At 65.9% G+C, this 26610-nt stretch carries 30 protein-coding genes and 1 pseudogene; 19 read left to right on the top strand and 12 right to left on the bottom strand.

The window, feature by feature from the left end:
• The first annotated feature begins 52 nt into the window (after positions 1-52).
• Positions 53-1129 (top strand): magnesium and cobalt transport protein CorA, encoded by a 1077-nt coding sequence (locus ACQPZ2_RS08740; RefSeq protein ID WP_433525083.1) that lies wholly within the window; start codon positions 53-55, stop codon positions 1127-1129.
• A 3-nt stretch (positions 1130-1132) separates the two neighbouring features.
• Here ACQPZ2_RS08740 and ACQPZ2_RS08735 read toward each other — a convergent pair whose 3' ends face one another.
• Genes ACQPZ2_RS08735 through ACQPZ2_RS08725 form a run of 3 tightly spaced genes read right to left on the bottom strand, consistent with a single transcriptional unit; the run spans position 1133 to position 3179 of the window.
• On the bottom strand, positions 1133-1714 hold the full coding sequence (locus ACQPZ2_RS08735; protein WP_084509616.1) for a suppressor of fused domain protein: 582 nt from the start codon (positions 1712-1714) through the stop codon (positions 1133-1135).
• A gap of 4 nt (positions 1715-1718) precedes the next feature.
• Positions 1719-2210 carry a general stress protein gene (locus ACQPZ2_RS08730; RefSeq protein ID WP_063047186.1) on the bottom strand — a complete coding sequence of 164 codons (492 nt, stop codon included), beginning with the start codon at positions 2208-2210 and terminating at the stop codon, positions 1719-1721.
• 12 nt (positions 2211-2222) lie between these two features.
• On the bottom strand, positions 2223-3179 hold the full coding sequence (locus tag ACQPZ2_RS08725) for an HpcH/HpaI aldolase/citrate lyase family protein (protein ID WP_433525082.1): 957 nt from the start codon (positions 3177-3179) through the stop codon (positions 2223-2225).
• A 64-nt stretch (positions 3180-3243) separates the two neighbouring features.
• Between ACQPZ2_RS08725 and ACQPZ2_RS08720 the strand changes: the two genes are divergently transcribed.
• From ACQPZ2_RS08720 to ACQPZ2_RS08680, 9 genes and pseudogenes are all read left to right on the top strand, one after another.
• Complete coding sequence (locus ACQPZ2_RS08720; protein ID WP_433525081.1) at positions 3244-4551, top strand: magnesium transporter MgtE N-terminal domain-containing protein; 1308 nt, start codon at positions 3244-3246, stop codon at positions 4549-4551.
• Positions 4541-5134, top strand: a complete 594-nt coding sequence (locus ACQPZ2_RS08715) for a DUF1003 domain-containing protein (protein ID WP_433525080.1) — start codon at positions 4541-4543, stop codon at positions 5132-5134. Before ACQPZ2_RS08720 ends, ACQPZ2_RS08715 begins: the two co-directional genes overlap by 11 nt.
• Positions 5135-5492: 358 nt before the next feature.
• Positions 5493-6728, top strand: coding sequence for a lytic murein transglycosylase (locus ACQPZ2_RS08710; protein ID WP_433525079.1), 1236 nt, complete (start codon positions 5493-5495; stop codon positions 6726-6728).
• A 140-nt stretch (positions 6729-6868) separates the two neighbouring features.
• On the top strand, positions 6869-7732 hold the full coding sequence (locus tag ACQPZ2_RS08705; protein WP_063047181.1) for a lytic transglycosylase domain-containing protein: 864 nt from the start codon (positions 6869-6871) through the stop codon (positions 7730-7732).
• Between the two features lie 20 nt (positions 7733-7752).
• Positions 7753-8889, top strand: a complete 1137-nt coding sequence (locus ACQPZ2_RS08700; protein ID WP_063047180.1) for an Mrp/NBP35 family ATP-binding protein — start codon at positions 7753-7755, stop codon at positions 8887-8889.
• Between the two features lie 367 nt (positions 8890-9256).
• Positions 9257-9526: pseudogene (locus ACQPZ2_RS08695) on the top strand (DivIVA domain-containing protein); the annotation flags it as partial.
• Between the two features lie 1136 nt (positions 9527-10662).
• Positions 10663-11244 (top strand): DNA-3-methyladenine glycosylase I, encoded by a 582-nt coding sequence (locus ACQPZ2_RS08690; protein WP_433525078.1) that lies wholly within the window; start codon positions 10663-10665, stop codon positions 11242-11244.
• 180 nt (positions 11245-11424) lie between these two features.
• Complete coding sequence (locus ACQPZ2_RS08685; protein WP_011211259.1) at positions 11425-11592, top strand: DUF3117 domain-containing protein; 168 nt, start codon at positions 11425-11427, stop codon at positions 11590-11592.
• A 16-nt stretch (positions 11593-11608) separates the two neighbouring features.
• A complete protein-coding gene (locus tag ACQPZ2_RS08680) occupies positions 11609-12439 on the top strand; it encodes a putative RNA methyltransferase (protein WP_433525077.1) in 831 nt (276 codons plus the stop codon).
• On the opposite strand, the gene glgA is transcribed toward ACQPZ2_RS08680, so the two are convergent.
• Complete coding sequence (gene glgA / locus ACQPZ2_RS08675; RefSeq protein ID WP_433527363.1) at positions 12415-13572, bottom strand: glycogen synthase; 1158 nt, start codon at positions 13570-13572, stop codon at positions 12415-12417. The two genes, ACQPZ2_RS08680 and glgA, sit on opposite strands and share 25 nt — an antisense overlap.
• 137 nt (positions 13573-13709) lie before the next feature.
• Between glgA and glgC the strand changes: the two genes are divergently transcribed.
• Positions 13710-14924, top strand: a complete 1215-nt coding sequence (gene glgC / locus ACQPZ2_RS08670; protein ID WP_040695098.1) for a glucose-1-phosphate adenylyltransferase — start codon at positions 13710-13712, stop codon at positions 14922-14924.
• Here glgC and ACQPZ2_RS08665 read toward each other — a convergent pair whose 3' ends face one another.
• From ACQPZ2_RS08665 to ACQPZ2_RS08655, 3 genes are all read right to left on the bottom strand, one after another.
• Positions 14925-15119 (bottom strand): hypothetical protein, encoded by a 195-nt coding sequence (locus ACQPZ2_RS08665; RefSeq protein WP_040695099.1) that lies wholly within the window; start codon positions 15117-15119, stop codon positions 14925-14927.
• Between the two features lie 90 nt (positions 15120-15209).
• Positions 15210-15467, bottom strand: a complete 258-nt coding sequence (locus ACQPZ2_RS08660) for a hypothetical protein (RefSeq protein WP_433525076.1) — start codon at positions 15465-15467, stop codon at positions 15210-15212.
• 121 nt (positions 15468-15588) lie between these two features.
• A complete protein-coding gene (locus ACQPZ2_RS08655; protein ID WP_433525075.1) occupies positions 15589-16221 on the bottom strand; it encodes an O-methyltransferase in 633 nt (210 codons plus the stop codon).
• A gap of 390 nt (positions 16222-16611) precedes the next feature.
• On the opposite strand from ACQPZ2_RS08655, the gene sigE reads away from it, so the two are divergent.
• The 7 genes from sigE (at position 16612) to ACQPZ2_RS08620 (ending at position 21802) form a co-directional block, all read left to right on the top strand.
• The gene (sigE, locus tag ACQPZ2_RS08650) at positions 16612-17217 is read left to right on the top strand and encodes an RNA polymerase sigma factor SigE (RefSeq protein ID WP_433525074.1); all 606 of its coding nucleotides are present in this window, start codon (positions 16612-16614) and stop codon (positions 17215-17217) included.
• Positions 17218-17307: 90 nt separating this feature from the next.
• Complete coding sequence (locus ACQPZ2_RS08645; protein WP_040695126.1) at positions 17308-17694, top strand: hypothetical protein; 387 nt, start codon at positions 17308-17310, stop codon at positions 17692-17694.
• A 10-nt stretch (positions 17695-17704) separates the two neighbouring features.
• Positions 17705-19258 carry a trypsin-like peptidase domain-containing protein gene (locus ACQPZ2_RS08640; protein ID WP_433525073.1) on the top strand — a complete coding sequence of 518 codons (1554 nt, stop codon included), beginning with the start codon at positions 17705-17707 and terminating at the stop codon, positions 19256-19258.
• A gap of 55 nt (positions 19259-19313) precedes the next feature.
• Entirely contained in the window at positions 19314-19730 is a 417-nt protein-coding gene (tatB, locus tag ACQPZ2_RS08635; RefSeq protein ID WP_433525072.1) for a Sec-independent protein translocase protein TatB, read from the top strand.
• Positions 19731-19955: 225 nt separating this feature from the next.
• Positions 19956-20810, top strand: a complete 855-nt coding sequence (locus ACQPZ2_RS08630; RefSeq protein WP_433525071.1) for a hypothetical protein — start codon at positions 19956-19958, stop codon at positions 20808-20810.
• Positions 20811-21063: 253 nt separating this feature from the next.
• Entirely contained in the window at positions 21064-21585 is a 522-nt protein-coding gene (locus ACQPZ2_RS08625; RefSeq protein ID WP_433525070.1) for a hypothetical protein, read from the top strand.
• A 25-nt stretch (positions 21586-21610) separates the two neighbouring features.
• A complete protein-coding gene (locus ACQPZ2_RS08620) occupies positions 21611-21802 on the top strand; it encodes a hypothetical protein (RefSeq protein WP_433525069.1) in 192 nt (63 codons plus the stop codon).
• Between the two features lie 208 nt (positions 21803-22010).
• Here the strand turns inward: ACQPZ2_RS08620 and ACQPZ2_RS08615 are convergent, their stop codons facing one another.
• The 4 genes from ACQPZ2_RS08615 to ACQPZ2_RS08600 form a co-directional block, all read right to left on the bottom strand.
• On the bottom strand, positions 22011-22382 hold the full coding sequence (locus tag ACQPZ2_RS08615; RefSeq protein ID WP_433525068.1) for a hypothetical protein: 372 nt from the start codon (positions 22380-22382) through the stop codon (positions 22011-22013).
• A gap of 27 nt (positions 22383-22409) precedes the next feature.
• Positions 22410-22961: a DUF3558 family protein gene (locus ACQPZ2_RS08610; RefSeq protein ID WP_433525067.1), complete on the bottom strand. Its 552-nt coding sequence runs from the start codon at positions 22959-22961 to the stop codon at positions 22410-22412.
• Between the two features lie 592 nt (positions 22962-23553).
• Positions 23554-24045 (bottom strand): hypothetical protein, encoded by a 492-nt coding sequence (locus ACQPZ2_RS08605; RefSeq protein WP_433525066.1) that lies wholly within the window; start codon positions 24043-24045, stop codon positions 23554-23556.
• A gap of 270 nt (positions 24046-24315) precedes the next feature.
• Positions 24316-24792 (bottom strand): MarR family winged helix-turn-helix transcriptional regulator, encoded by a 477-nt coding sequence (locus ACQPZ2_RS08600; protein WP_433525065.1) that lies wholly within the window; start codon positions 24790-24792, stop codon positions 24316-24318.
• Positions 24793-24833: 41 nt separating this feature from the next.
• On the opposite strand from ACQPZ2_RS08600, the gene ACQPZ2_RS08595 reads away from it, so the two are divergent.
• Entirely contained in the window at positions 24834-25745 is a 912-nt protein-coding gene (locus ACQPZ2_RS08595) for an alpha/beta hydrolase (protein WP_433525064.1), read from the top strand.
• 262 nt (positions 25746-26007) lie between these two features.
• Here ACQPZ2_RS08595 and ACQPZ2_RS08590 read toward each other — a convergent pair whose 3' ends face one another.
• Entirely contained in the window at positions 26008-26583 is a 576-nt protein-coding gene (locus ACQPZ2_RS08590) for a TetR/AcrR family transcriptional regulator (RefSeq protein WP_433525063.1), read from the bottom strand.
• Positions 26584-26610: the final 27 nt, after the last annotated feature.

Here is a 26610-nt window from a genome sequence, read left to right as displayed (position 1 = left end):
ATACCGTGCGCTCACCCGGCGCATGCACGCGCACGCGACGTAGCATCGGTCGGTGCCATCAATTCCGCCGCTACCGTCGTTCCGGAGCCAGAGCCGAGCACGTAGGCAACTACCCCGTATACCGGTCCCCACCGCGCGTGCGGTGGTCGACTGTGCCGTGTACGTCGACGGCAGGCGGCTGCCCGGTCACTTCAGCCATGCGGACGCGATGGCCGAGGTCAGCAATCGCGGAGCCGGATTCGTATGGGTCGGACTGCACGACCCGGACGAGTATCAGATGGCCGATATCGCCAAAGTCTTCGACCTGCACCCGTTGGCCGTCGAGGACGTCGTCCATGGTCATCAGCGACCGAAGCTGGAACGCTATGACGACACACTGTTCCTCGTCCTGCGCACTGTCAGCTACGTTCCACACGAAATCCATTCGGTCAGTGAAATCGTCGAGACCGGCGACCTCATGGTCTTCACCGGTCCCAATTTCGCGGTGACCGTTCGGCACGGCGAGCACACCGGACTAGCCGGTGTCCGAAAGGAATTGGAGGATCACCCCGACCAGCTCATGCTCGGTCCCGGTGCGGTGCTGCACGCGGTCGCCGACCACGTTGTGGATTCCTATGTGGCGGTGGCGCAGTCGGTCGAGAACGATATCGACGAGATGGAAGAAGAGGTCTTCACACCGCGCAGCGCGGTGGCCGTCGAATCGATCTACCAGCTCAAGCGAGAGGTTGTGGAGCTGCGTCGGGCGGTGAATCCGCTCGGCACCGCGCTCGAAGCACTCGGCCGCAACACCACGATGCCATTGCCCAAAGAGATTCGGCGTTATCTGCGCGATGTCGCCGATCACCACACGGCGGTGGCCGAGCGGATCAACGATTTCGACGAGGCGCTCAGCGCTCTGATCACCGCGGCGCTCGCCAAGGTCGGTGTCCAGCAGAACACCGATATGCGCAAGATCTCGTCCTGGGTCGCCATCGCGGCGGTGCCGACGATGATCGCCGGGATCTACGGGATGAACTTCGAGCATATGCCGGAGCTGAAGCAGGTCTGGGGCTATCCGGCCGTGTTGGTGGTCATCGTGACCATTTGCACCGGTCTATACATCAATTTCCACCGCAACAACTGGCTCTGAGAACTACAGCGACGCAGCGCCTCTCGCCGGATCGTGCACATCGATCCCGGCCTCGGCCCACGCATCACGCAACGCCTGCGCCCCGCGCACCCGCACCCAGGCCGCCTCGGTCGCGGTCACCGGAACCACCGCGAAATACCGCACCGGTTCGGCGGGTTCGGGCAGCGCGACCTCGGGAATATCGCTGTCCCCCAACAACACCGCGGTGAACGGCGCATCCCGCCACATCGGCTCGCCCAGATCGAGCAGCGCATCGGCTTGCAGCACAACACCTTCCACGGCGGGCGCCGCGACGAGCACGCCGAGGGTGCGGGCGAGTCCGGAACTCGGGCCGACCCCGGCACGCAGCGTCAGCACCAATTCGGCCCGCGGCCCACGCACCGGATCGGCGTGCAGGTCACTGGGATCGCCCATGGGATGACGTGATCCGCCGAGGGTCACGTAGTGCACCAGCTCGTCGCCGGGAATGCGCAGAATCTCGATGGGCTCCAGGCCCAGAAAAGTCACCGACGCGGAGTCGACACCCGTCGAGGCCGCACCGAAGTGATCCAGCACCTCGGTGCGCACCTTGTCCACAACTTCCATGCGCTCAGATCGCCAACCGCGCCAGCATGTCCCGAGCCTGCTCGGCCGACTTCGGGTCGCACAGCACGTCATAGCGGCCCGCCACCAACTGCATGGTGGAGGCGAAATCGCGCTGTCCCCTGGTCGCCGCATAGGGGATCGAGGTGGAGATGACGCCGAAGATGATGCCGCCGACCAAGCCGACCAGCACCGGCGCGAAACCGCCGCTGGTGGTGAACAAGCTCAACAGCAGGCCGAGGAACAGGCCGAGCCACGCGCCCGAAACCACCCCGCCGCCGATCACCTTGCCCCAGGTCAGTCGGTACAGCACGCGTTCGACCTGCATCAGGTCCACGCCGACGATGGTCACGTCTTGCACAGGGAACTCGTTGTCGGCCAGGAAGTCGACCGCTTTCTGAGCCTCGGCATAGGTCGGATACGAGCCGACCGGCCAGCCCGATGGCGGTGTCGGCAGGCCCTGCCGCCCGCGATTCGAGTTCCCCAAGGGATTCGTCATATCTCTATTCTGCTATTCCGAACCGGAGTTCGGGGGTGTGAAACGCGTGGTCCTCGTCATCCCCGCAGCTCGGCCCTTATCAGCGATTACCTGAGCCATCTTCGCGCTTGCCTCATCGATCATTTCGTCGCCGAGCATTACCGCTCCGCGCGCACCGCCTTTTTCCGAGGTGTGGAAGGCGTAGGCATCCAGAATCAGCTCGGCGCGATCGTAATCGGCCTGGCGCGGACTGAAGATCTCGTTCGCGGCCTCGATCTGTCCGGGATGCAACACCCATTTACCGTCGAAACCGAGTGCCGCGGTGCGCCCGGCCGCCCTGCGGAATCCATCGATATCCCGAATTTGCAGGTAGGGGCCGTCGATTGCCTGCAGGCCGTGCGCGCGGGCGGCGAGCAGGATGGTCATCAGAATGTGGTGGTAGGCATCGCCGGTGTCATAACCCTCGGGCTGTTCGCCGACCACCAGCGTGCGCATATTGATACTGGCCATGAAGTCGGCCGGGCCGAAGACCAGGGTCTGCACCCGCGGGCTCGCGGTGGCGATCTCATCTATATTGCGCAATCCCATGGCGTTCTCGATCTGCGGTTCGATACCGATCCGCCCGACCTCGAGCCCGCTGGCCTTCTCCAACTGCGTGAGCAGCAGGTCCAGTGCCTGCACCTGACCGGAATCGGTCACCTTCGGCAGCAGAATCGCGTCCAGTGCCGCACCCGCGCCCTCGACCACCGTGATCACATCGGCGTAGGTCCACTGGGTGGTCCAATCGTTGACCCGCACCACCCGCAGCTGATCGCCCCAGCCGGTGTCGTTCAGCGCGGCCACGATATTCGCGCGGGCCTCGGCCTTGGCGGCGGGCGCGACCGCGTCCTCCAGATCGAGAAATACCTCGTCGACCGGCAAGCCCTTGGCCTTATCGATCATCTTCTTGCTGCTACCGGGGCAGGCGAGCACCGAGCGGCGCGGCTTCATGATCACTCCCGTCGATCGTGGCATGGTGTGAGTACCGGTCCGCGCACCCTCTAACCTGACAGCCATGGCAGCAACCAGGGTGTACGTCGCCAGGCTCGCCGGACTGGTGGTACTCGGCCCGGACGGCGAGTCTATCGGCCGCATCCGCGACGTCGTCGTGGCCGTCCGCTACGACCGCCAGCAGCCCCGGGTGCACGGCCTGGTCGTCGAATTGCCGACCCGGCGCCGCATATTCGTACCGATGCTGCGGGTGACCACGATCGAACCCGGTGTCGTCGCGCTCAATACCGGCACGGTGAGCCTGCGCCGCTTCACCCAGCGTCCGGGCGAGATGCTCGCCCTCGCGCAGATCGTGGATTCTTCGGTGCGCGTTCATGATCCGGATCTGCTCGACCTCGCGGATGTCGATGTGCTCGTGGTCGATCTGGGCATCGAACAGACCCGGACCAGGGATTGGCGGGTCACCAGGGTCGCGGTGCGCGGACATCGCAGGCTCGGCCGCCGCCGGACCGTGCACGTAGTGGACTGGATGCAGGTCAGCGGGCTGACGCCGTACGAGATCGGCAGGCCGGGCCAGGACGTCACCCAACTGCTCGAGCAGTTCGAAGGCCTGCGTCCCGCCGATGTCGCACACATGCTGCGCGAACTTCCCGAGAAGCGGCGCATCGAGGTGGCGATCGCACTCGACGACGAGCGACTCGCCGACGTCGTGCAGGAACTCCCCGACGACGATCAGGTCGATCTGCTCGGCCACCTCGAGGTGCGCCGGGCCGCCGACGTGCTCGAGGCGATGGATCCCGACGACGCCGCCGACCTGCTCGGCGAACTGCCGAAGGGCGAGCGGGAATCGTTACTGGCACTGATGGATCCGGAGGAGTCAGAACCGGTCCGCAGGCTGCTGGAGCACTCCCCCGACACCGCGGGTGGTCTGATGACACCGAAACCGGTGGTCCTTACCCCGGCCACCACCGTCGCCGAAGCGCTTGCCCGAGTGCGCAATCCGGATCTGACACCCGCGCTGGCCACCATGGTGTTCGTGGTGCGGCCGCCGACCGCAACACCGACCGGCCGCTTCCTCGGCTCGGTGCATTTGCAGCGACTGTTGCGCGAACCCCCGGCACACCTGGTCGGCGGCATCCTCGACACCGATCTGGCTCCGCTGCGTCCCGATGCCCCGCTCGGTGCGGTGACCCGTTATTTCGCCACCTACAACCTGGTCTGTGGTCCGGTGGTGGACGAGGAGAACCATCTGCTCGGCGCGGTCAGCGTGGACGACGTGCTCGATCATCTACTACCGGAAGATTGGCGCGAGCAAGAAGATACGGCCCACGACGCGATCGCGGGGCACGAGGGGGTAACCGATGCCGAGTGAGAAGAATCCGGCGCGCCAGCGCCTGGAGACGCCGGTGGAATCGCGGTTCCGCTTCGACTACGACGCCGAGGCGCTGGCCCGCTCCAGCGAGCGGGTCGCCCGATTCCTCGGCACCGGACGCTATCTCGCGATCCAGACGATTGTGGTGATCGTCTGGATCCTGTTGAACATCTTCGTGATCGCGCTGCGCTGGGATCCGTATCCGTTCATCCTGCTCAATCTCGCGTTCTCGACCCAGGCCGCCTATGCCGCGCCGCTGATCCTGTTGGCGCAGAACAGACAAGACAATCGCGACCGTGTGTCGCTGGAGGAGGATCGCACCAGGGCCGCCCAGACCAAGGCCGATACCGAATTCCTTGCCCGCGAGCTCGCGGCGCTACGGATCGCGGTCGGCGAGGTTGCTACGCGCGACTACTTGCGCAGGGAATTGGAGGAAATGCGAGAGGTGCTGGACCGGATCGAAGCCGCGCGGTCACCGGATTACGAGTCGAGCCCCGATAAATCGCCGAAGGCCAATCGCAAGAAAAGCTCCGGCAGAAAGCCGGGCACAGTTCAGGTTTCACCGCCAGTTGCTGACGATTGACAGGAAATGCTCTACAAGGTTGTGACCCACGGGTAACCTGGACGACGTTGTCCCGAGCGGACGGGCAGGGGATGTCCCGGACAGGCGCTCTCACGACGTAGAGGATTGGTGTGGCCGAATGCGAATCTCTGCTCCGATAACCGTCTCGGCCCTGGTCGTCGCAGGTCTTGTGGCCACCGGCTCGGGTACCAACACCACACAATCCACCACTCCCGATACCGCGCCCGAGGCTTTACTCGCGGCATCGAGCGGCCCGTCCGCCGCCGACGGAACATCCGGCAACACCAGCGAAGGCGCATTGTCCCGGACAGTTGGTCTCCTTCCGGTAACGCCGGAGGCTCCCCGCAAACTTCGAGCAATGACTCCGCTTGCTGACGGCACCCCGCTGTTCGCGGGTTCGGTGCCGTTGCACGACATCGCCCTGCCCGCCGCCGGCGGCGCGCTCGGGATCCCGGAAATCGTGCTCGCGGCCTATCGCAATGCCGAACTCGCGCTGGAATCCTCGATGCCCGGCTGCGGTCTGTCGTGGAGCCTGCTGGCCGGGATCGGGCGGATCGAATCGCTGCACGCGGGCGGCGGACGCACCGACGCCGCGGGCACCACCGTGACGCCGATCTTCGGACCCGCGCTGGACGGCTCGCTGCCGGGCAACGAAGTGATCAAGGCCGCCGACGGCAGTGCGGTGCGCGCGATCGGGCCGATGCAGTTCCTGCCCAGCACCTGGAGCCGGTACGCCGCCGACGGCAACGGTGACGGAATCGCCGACCCGCACAATGTCTTCGACGCCTCGCTCGCCGCGGGCAATTACCTGTGCTCGGGCGGGTTGAACCTGCGCGATCCGCAGCAGGAATTGCGCGCGGTGCTGCGCTACAACAACTCGCTCGCCTACGCCGCCAATGTGCTGAGCTGGTCGGCGGCCTACCGTACCGGCGGCACCCCGAGCCAGGTGAACATCTCCCCCGATCTCATCCCGCCGGGTACCGCGCCGATCACGGCAGGCCCGGACATGTTGGCCGCCTCCGCATCGGCACCGACGACCACCGCCAAGCCCGAACTGCCGCCGAATACGGTGACCATCCCGACCCCGACCGAGGTGATGATCACCATCCCCGGCCTGCCACCGATCCCCTGCGGCATCTTCTGCCCGCGGCCGGTGCCCAAGCCGCCGTGCGATCCACAGCAGGTGGCGCCGGCGCAGCTGCCCGCACCCGGCGATCCGGCACAGTCGCCCATCGCACCGGCACAGACCTACGGTGCGGCGGAAAACGGCGAGCCGAAGGATCCGCAGCAGCAAGACCAGCAGCACCCGAATCAGCAGCCGCCGCAACAGCAGCAACCCGCCAATTGCACTCCGGCCCAACCGGATGCGGCCCAGCCCGGTGCGCCCCAGCCCGCGCCCAATGCGCAGGCACCCGCGCAATCGCCGGGCGAAACGGTGCAGAACTCCCCGGAGAAGACGCCGGAGCCCGGCGTGGCCGAAGCGCCGGAGCCGCCCCAGATCGAAGCAGCCACCCCGCCGCCCGCACCGGGCATCACGCTCCCGTTCGGCATCGTGATCCCGCTGCCCGCCCCGGCACCGGCCCCGCAGGGCTGAGACCAGGCCTGATATCGAACAGATGACGCCACACGGAGACCCGATAACGAAGCAGTAACAAAAAGGTCTCGAATGCGGTACCCTCTACTTCGTCCATCACGAAGGGCTCGTTATCGAGTCAATGGGAGGGTCACCGCACAGTGGGGCGTCACCGAAAGCAGTCGCCTGCGACGATCAAGCGCAGCTCCGTAATCGCATTGACCGGATTGGTCCCCGCTGGACTCGTGGCCGTCGCCGCGTCCGCAGGCACCGGCGATCCGACCGCATCGTCTGTCCTGCAGCACATTCCGGGGGACGATCAAGACGACCAGGCGGCCAGACTTTCGGTCGCCGCGGAACCGGCGGCGACCGAATTCGTCGCGAACGCAATGGCAAAGCAGGCACCGAGTGCACCGCCGATCGTGAAAACCGTTGCGCTGCCGGATGGTAGGCAACCGGCCGCACTGCCGGCCGGTCCGCTCGGCATTCCCGGCGTGGCCGTCGCGGCATATCAGAACGCCGAAAACATACTCGCCGCGGAGAATCCGGTCTGCGGAATGCCGTGGTCTATGCTCGCCGGCATCGGGCGGGTCGAATCGACGCACGCCTTCGGCGGTAAGGCCGACGCGGACGGCAATCCGCTGACGCCCGTCTACGGTCCGGTGCTCGACGGCAGCCTCGCGGGCAACCACGTCGTTCGCGATACCGACGGCGGCGCGCTGGACGGACTCAGCGGATACGACCGGGCCATCGGCCCGATGCAGTTCCTGCCGGAGACCTGGAAGCGCTACGGCGCCGACGGCAACGGCGACGGAATCGCCGATCCGCAGAATCTGTTCGACGCGGCACTGACCGCGGGCAGGTATCTGTGCGACGGCGGGTTGAATATGCGCGATCTCACCCAGCAGACCCGGGCGATCCTGCGCTACAACAACTCCATGGCCTATGTCGCGAATGTGATGGCGTGGGCCGGGTCCTACGCCTCCGGCATCGCACCTAAGCCCGGCGACCTGCCGCGAATCTGAGACAACGTAAAATTCATGTCATGCCAGTGGTAACGGAAACGGATGTGCGGGGAGCCCTCGCGAAGGTCGACGACCCGGAGATCCGCAAACCGATCACCGAACTGGGCATGGTGAAGAGCATCGCGATCGGTGCCGATAGCAATGTCCATATCGAGGTCTACCTGACGACGGCGGGCTGCCCGCTGCGCACCGAGATCACCCAGCGGGTCACCAAGGCGGTGGCCGACGTCGCGGGCGTCGGCGCCGTCACGGTCGACCTCGACGTGATGAGCGATGAGCAGCGCACGAATCTGCGCAAGCAGTTGCGCGGCGACTCCGCCGATCCGGTCATCCCGTTCGCCCAGCCCGGTTCGCTCACCCGCGTCTATGCGGTGGCCTCCGGTAAGGGCGGCGTCGGAAAGTCCAGTGTCACGGTCAATCTCGCCGCCGCGATGGCCGCGCGCGGTCTCTCGGTTGGTGTGCTCGACGCGGACATCTACGGCCACTCGATTCCACGGATGCTCGGTACCGACGCGCGACCGACTCAGGTCGAGCGGATGATCATGCCGCCGCAATCACACAATGTGAAGCTGATCTCCATCGCGCAGTTCACCCAGGGCAATACGCCGGTGGTGTGGCGCGGTCCGATGCTGCACCGGGCACTGCAGCAGTTCCTTGCCGATGTGTTCTGGGGCGATCTCGATGTACTGCTGCTGGATCTGCCGCCCGGCACCGGCGATGTCGCGATCTCCATCGCGCAACTGATTCCCAATGCGGAGATCCTGGTCGTCACCACCCCGCAACCGGCGGCCGCCGAGGTCGCCGAACGCGCCGGTGCGATCGCGCTGCAGACCCGGCAGCGGATCGCGGGCGTTATCGAGAATATGTCCTGGCTCGATCTGCCCGATGGCACCCGGATGGACCTCTACGGTTCCGGTGGCGGCCAATCCGTCGCCGACCGTCTGACCCGGGCCGTCGGAGCGAACGTGCCACTGCTGGGCCAGATTCCGATCGAGCAGGAGTTGCGTGAGGCAGGCGACGAGGGCACCCCGATCGTATTGCGCGATCCGGAGAATCCGGCCGCCAAGGCACTGCTCGACGTCGCCGACAAACTCGCGGTACGCCGCCGCGGACTCGCGGGCATGTCACTCGGAATCGATACAACGCGCCACCTGTAACCGCGGGCCGCGCGGCCGAGCGCTGCTGATATCACCTACAAACTCGCGATGCGCCCCCACGGGCTCGCGGGCACACGTCACTGCGGGCCAGACCCGTCACTGCGGGCGGCACCCGGCACCGTGGAACGAACGCGTCATCGCGCGCCCAACCGGCGCTGGATGAATCCCACCTGCGTACGGTGTGGCCGCCCTACAGCGTCTCTACCATCGCGGGTCGTTGTTGGGTCGCGACAGCGCCGTGCCGACTCGGATGATGGGGCGATCGCACAGTTCGGGCGGCCGATGACATGGCCGGTCGCAATTCGAGGTCCAATTTTCGCGGGCGTGCGGATGTCAGGTGTCGGCGTAGGCCAATAAGCTCGGGGACATGCTCACGCTGCTGTTGTACGTGCTGATCGTCGGCTTGGTCGCCGCGGTGCTGTTCCTGCTCGCCAGTGCGGTCTTCGGGCGAGCCGAGGAACTCGGTCCGCTGCCCGAGGGAACAACGGCGACCGTGCTGCCCGCCGAAGGCATCAGCGGCGCGGATGTGCGCGCCCTACGGTTCCAGCAGGTGGTGCGTGGCTATAAGGCCGGTGAAGTCGACTGGGCGCTGACCCGGCTCGCGGCAAGAATCGACGAACTGCAACTCCAACTAGCCGAGGCGCGCGGCACCCAAACCCCGAGCGTCCAGCTTCCGAAGCAGCCGCAGTCGAGCGCACCGCACCAGCAGCCCCAGGCAGCGACCCCTCAACCGACCGGCACGATCGCCCAGTCACCGGCCCCGACCGGCCAACCCCAAGCACCGACCGGCCAGTCCCAGGTGCCGACTGTCCCGCCGAATGGCTCGATCACCCCGCAGGCACCGACTGTCCAGCCACCTCCGGCCCCGCCGCAGCGACCCACCGACCCACCGAACGGCACAGCGACCCAGGCACCGATCGGACAGCCATCGGTCGCCCCGCCGAATGGCACAGCGCCCGACGCACCGATCGCACAACCATCGGTCGCCCGGCCGCAGCCACCGACAGCCCAGCAAGCCACGCTCCTCCAGCCGAACGGCACGATTGATCAGCCAGCCGCGACCGGCCAGCCCCAAACGCCGACCATCTCGCCGAACGGCACAGCACCCAGAGCACCAATCGCACAACCATCAGTCACCCCGCCCCAGCTGCCGTCTGCTCGGCGGACCATGCCCGTCCCGTCGAACGGCACGATTGATCAGCCAGCCCCGACCGGCCAGCCCCAAGCACCGAACGGCACAGCGACCCAGGGACCGTTCGGACAGCCATCGGTCGCCCCGCCCCAGCTGCCGTCTGCCCGGCGGACCATGCCCGTCCCGTCGAACGGCACGATTGATCAGCCAGCCCCGACCGGCCAGCCCCAAGCACCGAACGGCACAGCGACCCAGGGACCGTTCGGACAGCCATCGGTCGCCCCGCCCCAGCTGCCGACTGTCCAGCAGGCCGCGACTGTGCCGCAGAACAGGGTGATCGCCCAGCCGCCGACCCTGCAGCCCTCTGTCACCGCCTCGCAAGCTCCGACCGCGCAGCAGCTCCCGGGCGTGCAGCAAATCCCGACCGCACAGCAGACCCCGAACGCGCAACAGACCCCGACCGCGCAGCAAGTCCCAACCGCACAGCAGGCCCCGGCCGCCCAGCAGGCCCCGGCCATCCAGCAAGTCCCAACCGCCCAGCAGGCCCCGGCCATCCAGCACGGCCCAACCGTGCAGCAGGTCTCGGCCGCACCGCACCTCCCGGGCGCGCAGCAGCACACCCCATTCGGGCTGGATCAGAAATGACCGCCGAAATCACTGTGTCCGCACAGCACACGACCGACTCCGACGGCAAGATCCGCTGTCCGTGGTCGGAGGGCTCCCAGCTTTATCGGGACTATCACGACAACGAATGGGGCAAACCGCTGCACGGCGATGACGCCATGTTCGAGCGCATGTGCCTCGAGGCATTTCAATCGGGGCTGGCGTGGATCACCATTCTGCGCAAGCGTCCGGCCTTCCGAACCGCATTTGCCGGGTTCGCGATCGCGCGGGTGGCGGCGTTCGGCGATGACGATGTGGCGCGGCTGTTGGCCGACCCCGGCATCGTGCGCAACCGGGCCAAAATCGAAGCGTCGATCGCCAACGCGCGGGTGGCCGCCGACCTCGATATCGGACTCGACGAGTTGATCTGGTCCTTTGCACCGGCCGCCCGGCCGAGGCCGCGCGCGATTACCGAGGTGCCCGCGACCACCCCCGAATCCATAGCTCTGGCAAAAGAATTGAAGCGGCGCGGGTTCCGCTTCGTCGGCCCGACAACGGCCTACGCGCTGATGCAGGCGACCGGAATGGTCGACGACCACTTGGCCGATTGCTGGGTCTAGGGAGGACGGCCCAACACAGGCCGAGCGGTCACATTTCGAACTCAGGTATCCGTCCACTCCGGCGATAGGGAAGAATGGGACGGGTGTAGCTCGCCAAATGCCGGCGAGCTCACTAGTTGGTGACAACTGGAGTTCCAAGAAAGTGCGCAGCATATCGCGCAGATCTGGAGGGAGCAGAGGATGGCGGCCATGAAGCCCCGCACCGGGGACGGTCCCCTCGAGGCAACCAAGGAAGGGCGTGGAATCGTGATGCGGGTTCCACTCGAGGGTGGCGGGCGTTTGGTCGTTGAGCTCACGCCGGATGAAGCGGCAGCGCTCGGTGACGAACTGAAGAGTGTCACCAGCTAATCCCACACTCGCTGATGTGGCCGGTCTGCTGGCCTGTCCGGAATGCGGCTCGGAAATGGAGTCGCGGGATCGGGCGTTGCGCTGCGGACACGGGCACAGTTTCGACATCGCCAAACAGGGTTATGTCAGTCTGTTGACCGGTGCGTCGACGAAAATGACCGGCGATACCTCGGCGATGCTGGACGCACGTGCCGCGTTCCAGGTCGGGGGACATTTCGCGCCGATCGCCGATGCGGTGGCCACGGCCGTCGCGGCCGACGATCCAGTGCTCGACGACGCGGCTGTACTCGAGGTCGGTGCCGGAACCGGCTACTACCTGGCCGCGGTACTCGATGCCGTTCCGGCCATCGGGATCGCTTTGGATGTGGCCAAACCCGCGGCCCGACGCTGTGCCCGCGCCCATCCGCGTGCCGCCTCGGTACTAGCCGACGCCTGGCGCGGACTGCCGGTTCGAGACGGTGCGCTGCATCGAGTGGTCTCGGTATTCGCACCTCGTAATCCGAGCGAGGTCGCCAGGGTGCTCACCGCCGACGGCCGGTTCGTAGTCGCCACACCTACCCCACGTCATCTGGCCGAGCTTGTCGCCCCACTCGGCATGGTGACGGTCGACCCGGACAAGGATCGCCGTCTCACCGACGCCATGTCCGGCCACTTCGACGCGATAGACCGCACCGTCGTCGAATACCCGATGAAGCTCACCCGCACCGATATCGGCAACGTGGTGGCGATGGGCCCGTCCGCCCACCACGCGACCAACCACCTGGACGGCCTACCGGACACGTTCGAGGTGACCGCCTCGGTCCAGGTCTCGACCTTCCGGCGTCAGAACTTGCGAACCTGGTCGTAGATCGCCACGGTTTGGGCGGCGATCTGCAGCCAGTCGAATTCGGCGATGGCGCGGTGGCGTCCGGCGGCGCCGAATTCGGCGACGAGCACCGGATCACCGGCGACCTCGTTGACCGCCGCGGCCAGATCGTGTTCGTACTGCTCCGGCGCATTCGCGTCGTAGTGCACCAGGCGACCGGTCCGGCCGTCCACGACCACCTCCGGAATGCCGCCGACATCGGAGGCGACCACCGCGGTCGCACACGCCATGGCCTCCAGGTTCACGATCCCCAGCGGTTCATAGACCGAGGGGCAGACGAACATCGTGGCCGCGGCCAGAATCTGGCGAATCTGCTCGGTCGGCAGCATCTCGCGCACCCAGAACACATTGCCGCGCGCCTCGGTGAGTTCCACGACGGCCGCGGCGACCTCGGTTTCCAGCTCGCGGGTGTCCGGCGCGCCCGCACACAGCACCAACTGGATCTCCGGATCGAATTCGCGGGCGGCGGCGAGCAGATGCCCGACCCCCTTCTGCCGGGTGATGCGACCGACGAAGGCCACCATCGGCACGTCGCTACGGACGCCCAATTCGTCCAGGATCGTGCGGGCGCCGCCGACGGGCGGTCCCGGATGCCAGACAGTCGCGTCGATGCCGTTGTGCACCACATGAACCCGGTCCGGATCGATCGTCGGATAGGCGTCGAGCACATCGTGGCGCATGCCCTCGCTCACCGCGATGATCGCGTCGGCGTACTCCACGGCGTTGCGCTCCGACCAGGACGACAGCCGGTAGCCGCCGCCGAGCTGTTCGGCCTTCCACGGCCGTCGCGGCTCCAGCGAATGCGCGGTCAGCACATGCGGTATCCCGTAGAGGGTGGCGGCGAGATGTCCGGCGAGCCCGGTGTACCAGGTATGCGAATGCACAACGTGCACCTCACCTGCGGCATCGGCCATCCGCAGCTGGGCCGACAGCATCTGCATCGCGGCATTGGCGGCGTAGAGCATCGGATCCGGTTGGTGCACTACGGCATCCGTGCGTGGCACGCCCATGCAATGCACGGTCACCTCGCACAACTGCCGCAATTGCGCGGCCAACTGGGTGACATGGACGCCTGCCCCGCCGTACACCTCGGGGGGATATTCGCGCGTCAACATAGCAACGCGAAGCCGGTCGTGATCGCCGGCTTCCGCCCCCGCACCCCCACCGCCCGTGCCGAAACTCACGGCTTCAAACTAGACGTTCACTTTGGCATGGGCCACCTGTACCCGCGTCGCGCGGTAGTTTGGCAGGTGTGAGGAGCCAGCCGCACGTACTCGGGATCGTGCTCGCCGGTGGCGAGGGTAAGCGCCTGTTCCCCCTCACCGCGGATCGGGCAAAACCAGCTGTCCCCTTCGGCGGTGCGTATCGACTGATCGATTTCGTTCTCAGCAATCTCGTCAACGCGGGCTATCTGCGCCTGTGCGTGCTCACCCAGTACAAATCGCATTCACTGGACCGGCACATCTCGCAGACCTGGCGGCTTTCCGGTTTCGCGGGTGAATACATCACACCGGTGCCCGCGCAGCAGCGGCTCGGTCCGCGGTGGTACACCGGCAGCGCCGATGCGATCATGCAGTCGCTCAACCTGATCTACGACGAGGATCCGGACTACATCGTGGTCTTCGGTGCGGATCACGTGTACCGGATGGATCCGGAGCAGATGGTCCAGCACCACATCGACTCCGGCGCGGGCGTCACGGTCGCGGGCATCCGGGTGCCGCGCAGCGAGGCGAGTGCCTTCGGCTGCATCGACTCCGACGAGTCCGGGCGGATCACCCAATTCCTGGAGAAGCCCGCGCATCCGCCGGGCACACCGGACGATCCGAACGTCACCTTCGCCTCGATGGGCAACTACGTCTTCACCACCAAGGTGCTGGTCGATTCGATCCGGGCCGACTCCGACAACTCCGATTCCGATCACGATATGGGCGGCGACATCATCCCGGCGCTGGTCGCCGCGGGCGAGGCTTCGGTCTACGACTTCGCCGACAACGAGGTGCCGGGCGCGACCGAGCGCGATCGCGGCTACTGGCGCGATGTCGGCACGATCGACGCGTTCTACGAGGCCCATATGGATCTGGTCTCGGTGCATCCGGTCTTCAATCTCTATAACAAGCACTGGCCAATTCGCGGCGCAGCGGAGAATCTGCCGCCTGCCAAGTTCGCGCAGGGCGGGCTCGCGCAGGAGTGCGTGGTCGGCGCCGGGTGCATCCTGTCGGCCGCGACCGTGCGCAATTCGGTGCTCAGCTCCAATGTCATGGTCGACGACGGCGCGACAGTCGAGGGCAGTGTGATCATGCCCGGCGTCCGGATCGGGCGCGGCGCGGTGGTGCGGCGCGCGATTCTGGACAAGAACGTGGTCGTCGGCGAGGGCGAGATCATCGGCGTGGATCTGGACCGGGATCGGGATCGCTTCGCGGTCAGTAACGGCGGCGTGGTGACCGTCGGCAAGGGCGTCTGGGTCTGACTACGTCGGATTCGACGGACAGAACGGCGCGCAGGCACCGGGTGTTTTCGGCACTGTCGTGGCCGGTGACTTATCGCCGAAATCGGCGGTGACGACCAACAGCATCAGCACAACGGCGAGACCGAGCACCAGCACGAGAAAGATCGCCGACCAGCCCCAGTTGATCGGGTCTCGATCATCGTTGTCGCGAAACACGCTGAACCTCTCCCCGATCGCCACTCCCGGGACATCCTCTACTCCTTGATACCCAGTCGGCGGCGGTTTCGCGCGAAATGTTTCCGAGGGTTATCGCGGGCCGGGTTCCGGCGGCGCGACGGTGACCGTGCAGAACGGTTCGCAGGGACCGGGAGTCCGCGGAACTTTTGTGCGCTCGGTGCCGAAATCGGCATTGCTGACCCACAACAGCACCACCACGGCCAGCACCATGATGAAAATCAGAAAGCCGAGAGCGGGCAGCAGACAACCGCCGCGTGCTCGTCCCTCTTTGATCGTGTGGCCGAAATGGCCGATTTCTAGGATCTGGGATCCGCGCTCCCACACCATGGGCGTACCTTGCCGTCGTCGAACCTGGCATCAGCTCGAATACCCGTCCGGCGGCGATGAAATCAGCACACAGCGAATGAAATCCACACGCTCCCAACGCTTGTGAATAGCCGGGCGGTTACTAGCCCCGAGATGCGCAGAGCAGACCGTCGCCGACCGGGATCAGCACGCTGGTGAGTTCGGGATCCTCGGCGATCGCCCTGGTCGCGGCGCGCACGGCCTGGGTCGCCGGATCGCGCTGGCTCTGGTCCGGAACCCGGCCGCCGAGCAGGGCATTGTGCAGCAGGATCGCGCCGCCCGCGCGCAGCAGCCGCACGGCCTGGGTGACGTATTGCGGATGCTCGAGCGGGGCCGCATCGATGAAAACCAGGTCATAGGCGCCGTCGGCGAGCCGGGGCAGCACATCGAGGGCTCGGCCGTTGATCAACCGGGTACGCGCGGGCAGGATCTCGGCGGTCCGGAATGCCTCCTTGGCCGCGCGCTGATGCTCGGGTTCGGAATCGATGGTGGTCAGGGTCCCGTCCTCGCGCATGCCATCCAGTAGCCACAGCCCGCTGATCCCCGCGCCCGTCCCCACCTCGACCACCGCACGCGCACCGAGCAGCTGGGCATACATGCTCAGCAGGGCGCCGACCGAGGGTGGTACGGGTAACGCACCGAGTTCAGTGGCCCGCTCACGCGCGCTGACGAGGACCTCGTCTTCCACGACGGATTCCTCCACGTAGGAGAGATTTCGCTCCAGATTCGATGCCACGCCTATGAATCTAGGGCACGAAGTCGCAAGTTTGGCTCATCGGTGAAGCGTTATCGCGTGGCCGTGCGATTAATTGTTTGTCGGGGGCGGGGGCGGATTCTCAGGTGTCCCTCAGGATCTCCACACCCTCGGCATATCGAGGCAGGAAAGAGTATGGGCAAGCAAGACCAGCCGACCGTTCGGCACGGGGGCGCGGGAACAACGACATACCGATCGTCTGTTGTAACCGTACGTGACGATCCGAGACCCGGATCGCCACCAGATCCGCAGCCACGGTCCCGAGTAGGAGGTATCACCATCCACATGGTCGATGCGGCGCGCGAGTTCGCCACCCTGCCAGCGCAAGCTATCCCGACGGAAGCGGCGCAAATTCTCCCGACGGAGGCCGAAATGCACGACGAGGACATCACCGAAGTCGAGCTGACCGGCACTGCGGCCTTCGACGCGACGGGCGACCGTTCCGCGATGCCGTCCTGGGACGAGTTGGTCCGCGAACATGCCGACCGGGTGTACCGCCTGGCCTACCGACTTTCCGGCGACGCGCAGGACGCCGATGACCTGACCCAGGAAACCTTCATTCGGGTATTCCGTTCGCTGTCGAATTACCAGCCGGGCACCTTCGAGGGCTGGCTGCACCGCATCACCACGAACCTGTTCCTGGACATGGTGCGCAGGCGCAACCGGATCCGGATGGAGGCGCTGCCCGAGGATTACGACCGGGTGCCCGCCGAGGGACCGAGCCCGGAGCAGGCTTATCACGACTCCCGCCTGGATCCCGACCTGCAATCCGCCCTGGATTCGCTGGCTCCGGAGTTCCGCGCGGCGGTCGTGCTCTGTGATATCGAGGGTCTGTCCTACGAAGAGATCGGTGCGACCCTCGGTGTCAAGCTCGGCACCGTGCGCAGCCGCATCCACCGCGGCCGTCAGGCACTGCGCGACTACCTTGCGCATAATGGAAGTGAGCAGCGGTTCGCCGCTGACGCGAACCTGGGGTGATCCGGCGCAAGCCGAACCGCACCCGACGGCCGGATATCCGTTCGGTCGAGCGCAGGAGTGGATGATGTCGGTTGGAAGGGTGAGCACCGAATGAGTGGCGACGCCAGCACGTCAGGTCGTCCCCGTTTCCGTCCCACCGAGCATCTGGCCAGCGAGGCGATCGCGGCCTATGTGGACGGCGAACTGCGGATGAATGCCTATCTGCGTGCCGCCCAACATCTTTCCGTCTGCCCCGAATGTGCGGCCGAGGTCGACGCACAGCAGCAGGCGCGGATCGCGCTGCGCCGGGCCGGTCAGGTGTCGATTCCGACCGATCTGCACGACAGCCTCACCCGCATCCCGCTCGCCGAACTGCCCGGCGGCGCAACCAGCGCGGCCGCCCGGCCGCCCGCCGGAAGCCCCCGCAACGAGGCGGTTTTCGGATTTCTGACCGATTCGTTCACCGCGACCCGGTGGACAACCTGGTGGCGCAAGTAGAGTTTGCCGAGTGACCACCGAATCGACGAATTCCGGGCCATCGGAATCGCGGCCCTCCGCAGGCGACACCAACGATTCGGCGCCCCGGGGGAACTTAAGGCCGTCGGACGCGCCCGTACTCGGACCGCGCCCGGTCTACCGGCCGCACGTGGACGGTCACACGGCGCATGCGTTCCGCCGTCCCTCGGGCCAGGCCGGTTCGTTCGGCGAGCAGCCCAAGTCGACCGGTTCGGACGTGCCACAGGTCGGCCCGGAACTGCACAACAGCCCGCCCGACGCGGTGCTTGCGGAGGCTTTCGGGCGCCCCGACGGCTCCACCGAACTTCTGCAGCGTGATCCCGACGCCGCCGACACCGGCGCACCGGTGGCCGGTCCGGCCGATCCGTGGCGCGATCCCGACGCCGCCGCACGGCTCGGCGCACCCGCCGTCGCGACCCCGCGACCCGCACCGCTGCCGCAGGCGCGAAAGCTGTCGGCCAGGGAGGTGCTCTTCGGCTCCCGGGTGGCGCCCAAGGCGCTGGCCCTGCTCGCGGCCGTCGCGCTGGCCATCGGCGTGCTCGGCGGACTGGTCGGCCGATTGAGCGCGGAAGCGACGTCCCCGTTGACCTCGCGCAAGGTCAGCCTGGAGCAGTCCGGCGAGATCGAGCGCCCGCACGGCCTGATCGCCAAGGTGGCCAATGCGGTGCTGCCCTCGGTGGTCTCGATCCGGGTCACGGTCGGCGACAACGGCGCGACCGGTTCCGGTGTGGTCATCGACGGTGCGGGCTACATCGCGACCAACAATCACGTGATTTCGATGGCGGCACAGGACAAGTCGAACCGGGCCGCCATTCAGGTGACCTTCTCCGACGGCAGCCGGGTGCCCGCGAATATCGTCGGACGCGATCCGAAGACCGATCTGGCGGTACTGAAGGTCGATGTGAAGAATCTCACTGTCGCCAATCTGGGCAAGTCCAAGGACGTCCAAGTGGGTGACGACGTGCTGGCGATCGGTTCGCCGCTCGGCCTGAGCAAGACCGTCACCTCCGGCATCGTCAGCGCGCTGCACCGTCCCGTCGCGCTCTCCGGTGAGGGCAGCGACACCAAGGCCGTCATCGACGCGGTGCAGACCGACGCCTCGATCAACCCGGGTAACTCCGGTGGCGCGCTGGTCGACATGGAGGGCCGGGTCATCGGCATCAATACCGCGATCCGCAGTGAGACCGGCGGTTCGGTCGGCCTCGGCTTCGCGATTCCGGTGGATATGGTGACCAATATCGCGCAGACCCTGATCCGCGACGGTCAGGTGCACCACCCGAAGATCGGTCTCAGCGCCCGCAGCAAGCAGGTCGCAAACGATGTGATGAGCGGCGCGGCCGTCGCCGACGTCGACCCCACCGGACCGGCGGCCAAGGCCGGAATCGTGGAGAACGACGTCATCGTGAAGATCGGCGATCGCGAGGTGACCGGCCCGGACGAGCTGGTGGTCGCCGTGCAGCAGCGCAAGATCGGCGAGACGGTGAACGTTCAGTTGATCCGCGATGGCAGGCAGGTGGACGTGCCGGTCACGCTGGAATCGGACTGAGCCGCGGATGGAATCCGGAGCGGCTCGGCTACGTCGGCCCAGGTAGCCTGGACTCGTGTTCAGCAACATCAGCTGGGGCGAGATGCTCATCCTCCTCGTCGCCGCCCTCGTGATCCTCGGCCCGGAGCGACTGCCCGGGGCGATTCGCTGGACCACGCAGAGCCTGCGCAAGGTTCGCGACTACGCCAGCGGTGCGACCCAGCAGCTGCAGCAGGAGCTCGGACCGGAATTCGAGGACCTGCGTAAGCCGCTGGCCGATCTGAACGAGCTGCGCCAGATGTCGCCGCGCCAGATGGTCACCAAACATCTTCTGAATGGCGACGATTCGGTTCTCCGCGAATTCGAGAAGGCGATCCCGGACAAGCAGGACCTGCTCGGCGCCGGCGGCGGCATGCCGGACTACCCGATGCCCAAGCTCGAAAAGCCCTTGGAGCACAACGAACGTCCGCCGATCGACACCGACGCGACGTAGCATTGGCCGCGCCTGCGGCGCGGCGTGTTCGCGGCCCCTGGTGTCTCGCGTCCGAGCCGTCGAGACTCGCACCTACGGCGCATGCGCTTCGACGACTCGGACGCGAGACGGGCCGCGAACGTCGCTCGTAAGACTCGCTCCATTGTGGTTGCCAAGGGCTGCAATGGGTCCGCTATGTCAAGAAGACTAGACGCTTGATCGTGTCGAGATGTCTAGACTTCGCACATGTCGGCCGATGACGTGGCGCGCGTTTTCGCGATCGAAGATAAAGTCGAGCGACTCAAGGCGGCCACCGATGGGGTGGCGGCGGCCCAGCAGACCATCAACGAACTAACCCGTATCCGCAGGGCGGTGATCAGGGAACTTCATGCCGATGGCTGGACCTTCGCCAGAATCGGTGCGGCGGCGGGACTTTCCCGCGCGCGGATCCATCAGGTGAGTACCCAAGGTCCCGCACCGGAAGGTCTGTTTTTCGGGCACGGATCGCTCACGGTAATCGCTCCGGAGGTGCGCGGCGGCCGACTGCTCGGCGCACCGGATCCGAGTGCGGCACAACGACTGGTGGAGCTACTTCGCGAACTCGGCTTCACCGCAACGGTCGAACACTTCCTGCCCGGCCGACCCGTCGACCTGAATCGCGACGGACTGATCGTGCTCGGCGGGCCCGAACTCTCGCCGAGCATTCGTCAGCTCATCGCGGCCGATCCACGACTGCGACGCGCGGTGGCGCGCGCCGGGGATGCCCGGCGCGGCATCGAAGATCGGGCGGCCCGGCGGGTATACCGGCCGGGAGGTCCGGAACCGCACGATATCGCCTATGTCGCGCGTCTGCCGCGTCCCGACGGACGCGGTACCGCCCTGATCATCGACGGCCTGCACCCACCCGGCTCGCTCGGCGCAATCCGTTTGCTCGCAACCAGATTGGCCACGCTGCACGAACGTGCTGCGACACATCTGTTTTCGGTGCTGGTCGCCGTCCGCTACGACCGTTCCACCGGGGAACCGGTCGATGCCGATCTGCTTACTCCGGTGTATCGGCACGACGCCGAACCCAGATCGATCTCCGGCCTTCGACGCTGAGTTGTTCGACTGCCGGAAACCTTTGGCAACCAGGCAGAGATCGCGACCGTCGGACGGCACCTGGGTTCAACGGAACCGCGCGATATTTCACTCGCGCCCGCAGAAGCCCAGGTGATTCACAGCCGTTCGCAATGAAACCGTGAGGCGTCACACATCACCCAGACCTTCCATCTTGGCTCGACAGCGGCAATGCTGAGTTAGCTAGTTGATAACTATGGTGGTAGGTGGGTTTCACATGGAGGTTCCGCGTCCGATGAGCGCGCGTACTGCAATCGGGTTGGGGGTCGAGCTCGAAGAGAGCGGTCCGACAGCGGAACCGGTGACCACCACCCATCGGCTCACCTACAGCAATCGACTCAGGGTCTTCATCGGGCCGGACGACTCCGTGATCAACTTCCTGCGCCCGCTGCGCAGACTGGACGGATTCGATTCCTACTCGGTGAATCTCACCCGGCTGCCACATCCGATGCCCGCAGCCGAGATCACCGCGACGCTCAGCGCCGCGCCGGGCAGGAACTCTGTGGAGTGCATCGGGTCGGCCGACGTGCTGGCCATCGAACTGCGCACCGACGATGGGATGCCACGCCGGTACCTGCTCGGCTTGCCCGGCGAGCGCGTCGGCTACCCGGGCGTCGACGTGCCGAACGGGACCGAGCTCCTGCGCGTGTACCCCGACGAGATCTTCGACGCCGAACATGCGGCGGAGATATTCGCGACCTACTTCCACACCGGCGATATCCCGGCGGGTTTCCAACTTCGTGAGGTTCTGGATTGATGCGCAACGTCTGGACAGGACAACCATGAATGTCACCGTGATCGTGAGTGTCGTACTTGTTGTCGTGGTGATCGCCGCGGTGGTCACCATGCTGGTGCGGCCGCGGCCCACCCGCACTCATCTGACGGTTGCCGATCCGCGGGCAAGGCTGGCCGAGGAGGATGAGCGGTTGCTTGTCGAGCGCGACGCAACGCATGAACTCGGGCGCAGCGCATAAGAACGGTCGGCGCGATCACCCGCACCGGCCGCCAGCCCGGCTACGGCGTCAGGTCCGCGAAACCTTCACTCGCCATCGGTCTCGGGGCACAATCAGCACACCTCGACGAGTTCATAGCTGCGGCTGTTGTCCTCGGGCAGCGCGATCCAATCATCCAGTGTCAGAAGATGATCTGGCCAATGCACAGTAGTCCCACCCCAGTTCGTTCTTACTGGATCTGAATACCGGCGACGCCTTGGGCGTTCTGTTGGTCCTGCTCGGTTAGCCGCGTGACCGATACCTTGATTGTGTCGCGGATCAGCTTCACCACTTCGATGTGCTCAGCTAGCGCGGAGTCGACATCCCCGTCACCGCCAATGGCTTTCTCGCCCAGCATCTTCGCCAGCTGGTCCGCGCATTCGAATCTACCCAGACCGGTGACACGGTTCATATGCCGAAGGAGCGCACGGCAGTCCTCGTAGAGATGAATCTGTTTCTCGCAGGCTGCGTAACAGTCGTTTGCGACCGATGGATCGAGGGTCAGCCGACCCGCCTGTGCTTCATCCGCGAGATGCCGCCAACCGGTGATCTCCTCGTCCATGGACACGGCGCCCCCTTCATCGCTCGGTCACTGTGGCAACAATGGAACCACAATCTCGGCAACCGCGGTAACGCGGTCGCACGGCGCCACCGGACTGCTTGCTTCCTGTTTCTGCACGTCTATCGAAAACGCGCCCTGCTTAGCTGGAAACAAAAGAATGCATTGGTCACCACGCTTGTCGACCGCCGGTCGGTACCGGAAACCGGCGCGCCCCGCGACATTGACAGAGACGAATTCGGTATTGGCTTCCTTCCTCTTATGGTCTTCCACCGTGTAAATGGTCGACCACACGTCAACGTCAAACGTCCGCTCAGGCTTGGTGTCGTAACCACCGCACAACTTGAATCCGGGCTCTTGCGTGCCGCCGATATCAGAACTCAGCGTGGATGGATCGACCCCGATCCTGCGCCACACGTCCCCGGCGATCTGGCAGGGATCCCACAATGCCGCCGTCGCGGCCGTGATGTCGGTGGTAGTGCTGGTACTCGGGGTCGGGGTTCCGTTCGTGCTCGACCCGCACCCCCCGGTCAACAGGACCACCCCCACAAAGACTGCGGCGGCTGTCGCTCGTTGTCGCATCTGCACCCCTCCGTCCGGCATCCACGCGCCGCCCCACAGTGTAGGACAGGCACGAGTTTGTCGAGATGGTCCATCAGGGCGGTCGGCGGCGCGGGTGATTCGGCATCCGGTGGTTCAGCAGCCCATTCGACCACGGCGGTGGCGAACCGAGTCATCAGCTCGATCGGCAGCAGCCTCGCCGGACCGGCCGGAATGTATCCTGAGGCACCCGGAACCCGTTGTGGCAAAGGGTTCTCCGTCTCACCCGCTGATGCGGCCGGTTCGGAACTCCGCCGGATAAGCCACCGGTCCAACCGATCCAGACTCCCGCTGCACCCAATCGCACCCGATCCGTCGACAAGATTCCACCCGTAGGGCGGACTCGGCTCGCGCTCGACGTGACAGCCCGCGCCAGCGGCATTCTCGATAGCGCGCAACCACTCTCGAATCGAGGGCAGTCGCCTAGCCATCAACCAACATCGAGCGGCCCTGTTCCGAGACAGGGCCGCTTGCAATATCTCTCGGCGTACCGGCGCGGGAGCCTTTTCCGTGGTGCTCAATTGTTCGAGATCGGCTCGGTCCAGGTGCGCGGTAATGCCGACGAGCGGATGGATCACAGACCCAGTTCGTCGCAGAGGTCGATGTAGCGGCCGAGGTATTCGGGTGTCGATCGGTGGGCGGCCAGCCCGACGGTGTCGAATTCGTCCAACCCTGGTGCGCCGGTGATGCCGAGCATGCGCAGCGCGGCGTTGATGCCGGAGGCCGAGCGGATGGTGCCACCAGCAGTACAGGTGGCTGCCCACTGATCGCCGACGCCTGCGTGGTAGTCCGTATACACCACGGCGAAGCTGGGATCGGGCCGGACCGAGAGATCGGCTGCGATGACTCGCACGACACCTTCTGTTGGGAAGAGTGTGGGAATCCTGGGAGACGGTTCGATATGTTCGGTAATACCAAGTGCCGCTTGCCAATACCTGGTGTAGTAATGCGTCAGGTGGAGCAGACTCAGGTCGTGGTGTAGCGGGATCGGCACCAGGTCCCATCGGGTGGCCGCATCGGTCTCGACCGATCCCGGAATGATGAGCGCAGTAATCGAATGTCCCACGGGCCGGAACCCTATCCTTCTCGCGACGCTTCGCGCCCCTCCGCTCGAGATGCCCAGCGCTGAGGGCATCCCGTAATGCGCGTGGCGCGCGTTGGTCGGACGTCCAAACCTGCTGGCTGACAGCACTTCTCAACGCGCGCACATGCCGAATTGAGTGCATGACGATTGCGGGCGTCACGCTGGTCGCGGCGCTGCCGCTGGCTGCGGCCTGCCCGCTCGCGCAACCCGGAAGGAACCGGCCGTCGAGTTACCGGCCCGTAACTATGCCGATCAGCCTGCGGGCAGGCCGATTTGGTCGCGCTCGAGCACGCCACGCAGCTGCGAAAGGGTCTGCGCGACAGCCGATAACGAAGAACCGGCGAGGGTGGTGCCGAGCAATTGGATCAGCCGCTCGGAGAAGGTTTCCTCCGCTGCCTCGACCACACTCACACCGTCATCGGTCAGGGCCAGAAGCGACGACCGGCGATCCGAAGGATTCGGTTGCCGCACAACCCATCCCTGTTTCTCCAAGCGGTCGACACCTTTGCTGATCGCCCCCACGCCCGCGGCGAACTCGCTCGCGAGGTCCGCCACCCTGGCATCCGGGTGATCACGCAGGAAGCGCAAGAATTCGAACTGCGAGGTGGCGATTCCGTGCCGCTCGCGCAGGCGATCGTTGAGCGCGTTGTACAGCCGCGTCTCACACCGGACGAGATCGGTGAACAAGCCCGGCAGGTCGACGGCATCGCCTCCCGATTTATATTCCATGACATATACTGTATAGGAAGATACTTCTCAGGAAGGTACATATGAGCCGGGAACAACGTGCGAAGATCGATGCGCTGCTGCGGCAGCCGCGGCCTGCTGGGCTCGGATCGGTCGCGGAGCTCCGCGCGGCATTCCGAGCGCTGATGGCCCAGATGAGCGTGCCGACCGGGATACGCACCCGAACCATGACACTCGGCAACCGGCCCGCCGTGCTCGTCGAACCGGTGAACACGGCGCGAGCCGGGACGATCCTCTATTTCCACGGCGGCGGCTTCGTCTACGGTTCACCTGACACGGCCATGTCGCTGACCGCAAACCTGGTGACCCGAACCAGATTCCGCGCCTTCTCGCTGGACTATCGGCTGGCGCCCGAACACCCGTTCCCGGCCGCGATCGACGACGCGCTGGGTGCCTACCGAGCGTTGCTCGAGAGCGGTGAACAGCCCTCGGCCATCGCGTTCGCGGGCGACTCCGCCGGCGGCGGCCTGACCGTCACCACCTGCCTCGCGGCCCGCGACGCGAGCTTGCCCCTGCCCGCCGCGATCGTGGCGTTCTCACCCGGTCTCGACATGACCCGCACGGGCCAAAGCATGGATACCAAAGCGGGGATCGACCCGTTGTTCACCCGCGAGAGCCTGGAACACACCGGTGCCATGTACCTCGCGGGTCAGGACCCGCACCAACCTCTGCTCAGCCCGGCAACCCTCGCCGACCTCAGCGGCTTTCCCCCGATGCTGCTGCAGGCAGGCACCAACGAAATGATCCTGGATGATTCCACCCGCCTGGCCGCCCGCGCGCGAGCGGCCAATGTGGACGTCGTCCTGGACATCACCGCAGACGTACCTCACGTGTTCCAGTCCTTCACAGGCATCCTCGACGAAGCAGACGAGGCCCTGGACCGCGCAGCGCTGTTCCTCGGCCAGCGCATCCGCGGCCGAGTCATCGAGAACTAGCCTGGGAACCTTGAAATCTATTGCGCAACAAGCCCTCTCATCTTCTCGCGACCGCTGTCGAGCTCGGGCTCATCGCGCTCTCAGTGGCGGCCGATCGCATGTATTCCGAGGCTGATCGAAGCTCCCGTGAACCCAGGGGCGACGCACCATAGCGCCGCATACCGCGCTGACCGAACCGGTCGGCGGATCCGCGGAAGATCAACGGACAGGTGTCATCTCGGGCGGATGACTGACCGCCGCCAGCAGCGCGCGCACATGCCGATTACCGGATGCGGAGCCCGTCGAGCACGACTGCGATCAATTGGTTCGGGGTGCCGCGCAGTCGGGCACGGCGTTCGGCTTCCACTGCGCCGATGAGTAGGTCCTGCACGTCGGCGATGTCGATATCGGGTCTTACTTCCCCTGCCGATTTCGCCTGTGCGAGCAGGGTTTCGAACGACTCGATGAAGTCGCGCCGGAGCTGGTCGGGGATGGCGATTGCGGTGCCGTCGTCGAGCGCTTCGCACAGCGCCTGGTTGAGGGCTACCTCGCCGACCAGATGGGCGAAGTAGCCGCGAAATGCCTCCCCCGGCTGGGTATCGGCTGCCGACAGCGCGCGTGCTCGTTCGACGAACTCCTCGATGCGGCCGATGACGACTGCCTCGAACAGCGCGGCGCGGGTGGGGAAATGCCGGTACACGGTGCCGACGCCGACCTCGGCGCGGCGCGCGATCTCGTCGAAGGACACCGACGAGCCGTCGACCGACAGCATCTCCCGAGCGACAGCCAGCACCTGATCGCGGTTGCGGCGAGCGTCTGCGCGCAGCGGCTTGGCGATCGGCCCGGCATCATCACCCATCGCTCGATCGTAGCTTCGACGCTAGGA

Origin of the sequence: Nocardia pseudovaccinii, assembly GCF_050942345.1 — a bacterium.
Classification (GTDB): domain Bacteria; phylum Actinomycetota; class Actinomycetes; order Mycobacteriales; family Mycobacteriaceae; genus Nocardia; species Nocardia pseudovaccinii.
Note: the sequence above shows the minus strand (reverse complement) of the source record. Positions and strands in the feature narration are given on the sequence as shown.

What these genes read in the sequence shown, in the direction of transcription:
- ACQPZ2_RS08690 (WP_433525078.1), top strand. Translation starts at nt 10,663, where the DNA reads ATGACCGCCGAAATCACTGTGTCCGCACAGCACACGACCGACTCCGAC.
- ACQPZ2_RS08660 (WP_433525076.1), bottom strand. Translation starts at nt 15,467, where the DNA reads ATGGTGTGGGAGCGCGGATCCCAGATCCTAGAAATCGGCCATTTCGGC.
- ACQPZ2_RS08730 (WP_063047186.1), bottom strand. Translation starts at nt 2,210, where the DNA reads ATGACGAATCCCTTGGGGAACTCGAATCGCGGGCGGCAGGGCCTGCCG.
- ACQPZ2_RS08715 (WP_433525080.1), top strand. Translation starts at nt 4,541, where the DNA reads ATGCCGAGTGAGAAGAATCCGGCGCGCCAGCGCCTGGAGACGCCGGTG.
- ACQPZ2_RS08600 (WP_433525065.1), bottom strand. Translation starts at nt 24,792, where the DNA reads ATGGAATATAAATCGGGAGGCGATGCCGTCGACCTGCCGGGCTTGTTC.
- ACQPZ2_RS08630 (WP_433525071.1), top strand. Translation starts at nt 19,956, where the DNA reads ATGTCGGCCGATGACGTGGCGCGCGTTTTCGCGATCGAAGATAAAGTC.
- ACQPZ2_RS08625 (WP_433525070.1), top strand. Translation starts at nt 21,064, where the DNA reads ATGAGCGCGCGTACTGCAATCGGGTTGGGGGTCGAGCTCGAAGAGAGC.
- ACQPZ2_RS08720 (WP_433525081.1), top strand. Translation starts at nt 3,244, where the DNA reads ATGGCAGCAACCAGGGTGTACGTCGCCAGGCTCGCCGGACTGGTGGTA.
- ACQPZ2_RS08595 (WP_433525064.1), top strand. Translation starts at nt 24,834, where the DNA reads ATGAGCCGGGAACAACGTGCGAAGATCGATGCGCTGCTGCGGCAGCCG.
- ACQPZ2_RS08590 (WP_433525063.1), bottom strand. Translation starts at nt 26,583, where the DNA reads ATGGGTGATGATGCCGGGCCGATCGCCAAGCCGCTGCGCGCAGACGCT.
- ACQPZ2_RS08685 (WP_011211259.1), top strand. Translation starts at nt 11,425, where the DNA reads ATGGCGGCCATGAAGCCCCGCACCGGGGACGGTCCCCTCGAGGCAACC.
- sigE (WP_433525074.1), top strand. Translation starts at nt 16,612, where the DNA reads ATGCACGACGAGGACATCACCGAAGTCGAGCTGACCGGCACTGCGGCC.
- ACQPZ2_RS08620 (WP_433525069.1), top strand. Translation starts at nt 21,611, where the DNA reads ATGAATGTCACCGTGATCGTGAGTGTCGTACTTGTTGTCGTGGTGATC.
- ACQPZ2_RS08610 (WP_433525067.1), bottom strand. Translation starts at nt 22,961, where the DNA reads ATGCGACAACGAGCGACAGCCGCCGCAGTCTTTGTGGGGGTGGTCCTG.
- ACQPZ2_RS08615 (WP_433525068.1), bottom strand. Translation starts at nt 22,382, where the DNA reads ATGGACGAGGAGATCACCGGTTGGCGGCATCTCGCGGATGAAGCACAG.
- ACQPZ2_RS08700 (WP_063047180.1), top strand. Translation starts at nt 7,753, where the DNA reads ATGCCAGTGGTAACGGAAACGGATGTGCGGGGAGCCCTCGCGAAGGTC.
- glgA (WP_433527363.1), bottom strand. Translation starts at nt 13,572, where the DNA reads ATGTTGACGCGCGAATATCCCCCCGAGGTGTACGGCGGGGCAGGCGTC.
- ACQPZ2_RS08725 (WP_433525082.1), bottom strand. Translation starts at nt 3,179, where the DNA reads ATGAAGCCGCGCCGCTCGGTGCTCGCCTGCCCCGGTAGCAGCAAGAAG.
- ACQPZ2_RS08645 (WP_040695126.1), top strand. Translation starts at nt 17,308, where the DNA reads ATGAGTGGCGACGCCAGCACGTCAGGTCGTCCCCGTTTCCGTCCCACC.
- ACQPZ2_RS08735 (WP_084509616.1), bottom strand. Translation starts at nt 1,714, where the DNA reads ATGGAAGTTGTGGACAAGGTGCGCACCGAGGTGCTGGATCACTTCGGT.
- ACQPZ2_RS08710 (WP_433525079.1), top strand. Translation starts at nt 5,493, where the DNA reads ATGACTCCGCTTGCTGACGGCACCCCGCTGTTCGCGGGTTCGGTGCCG.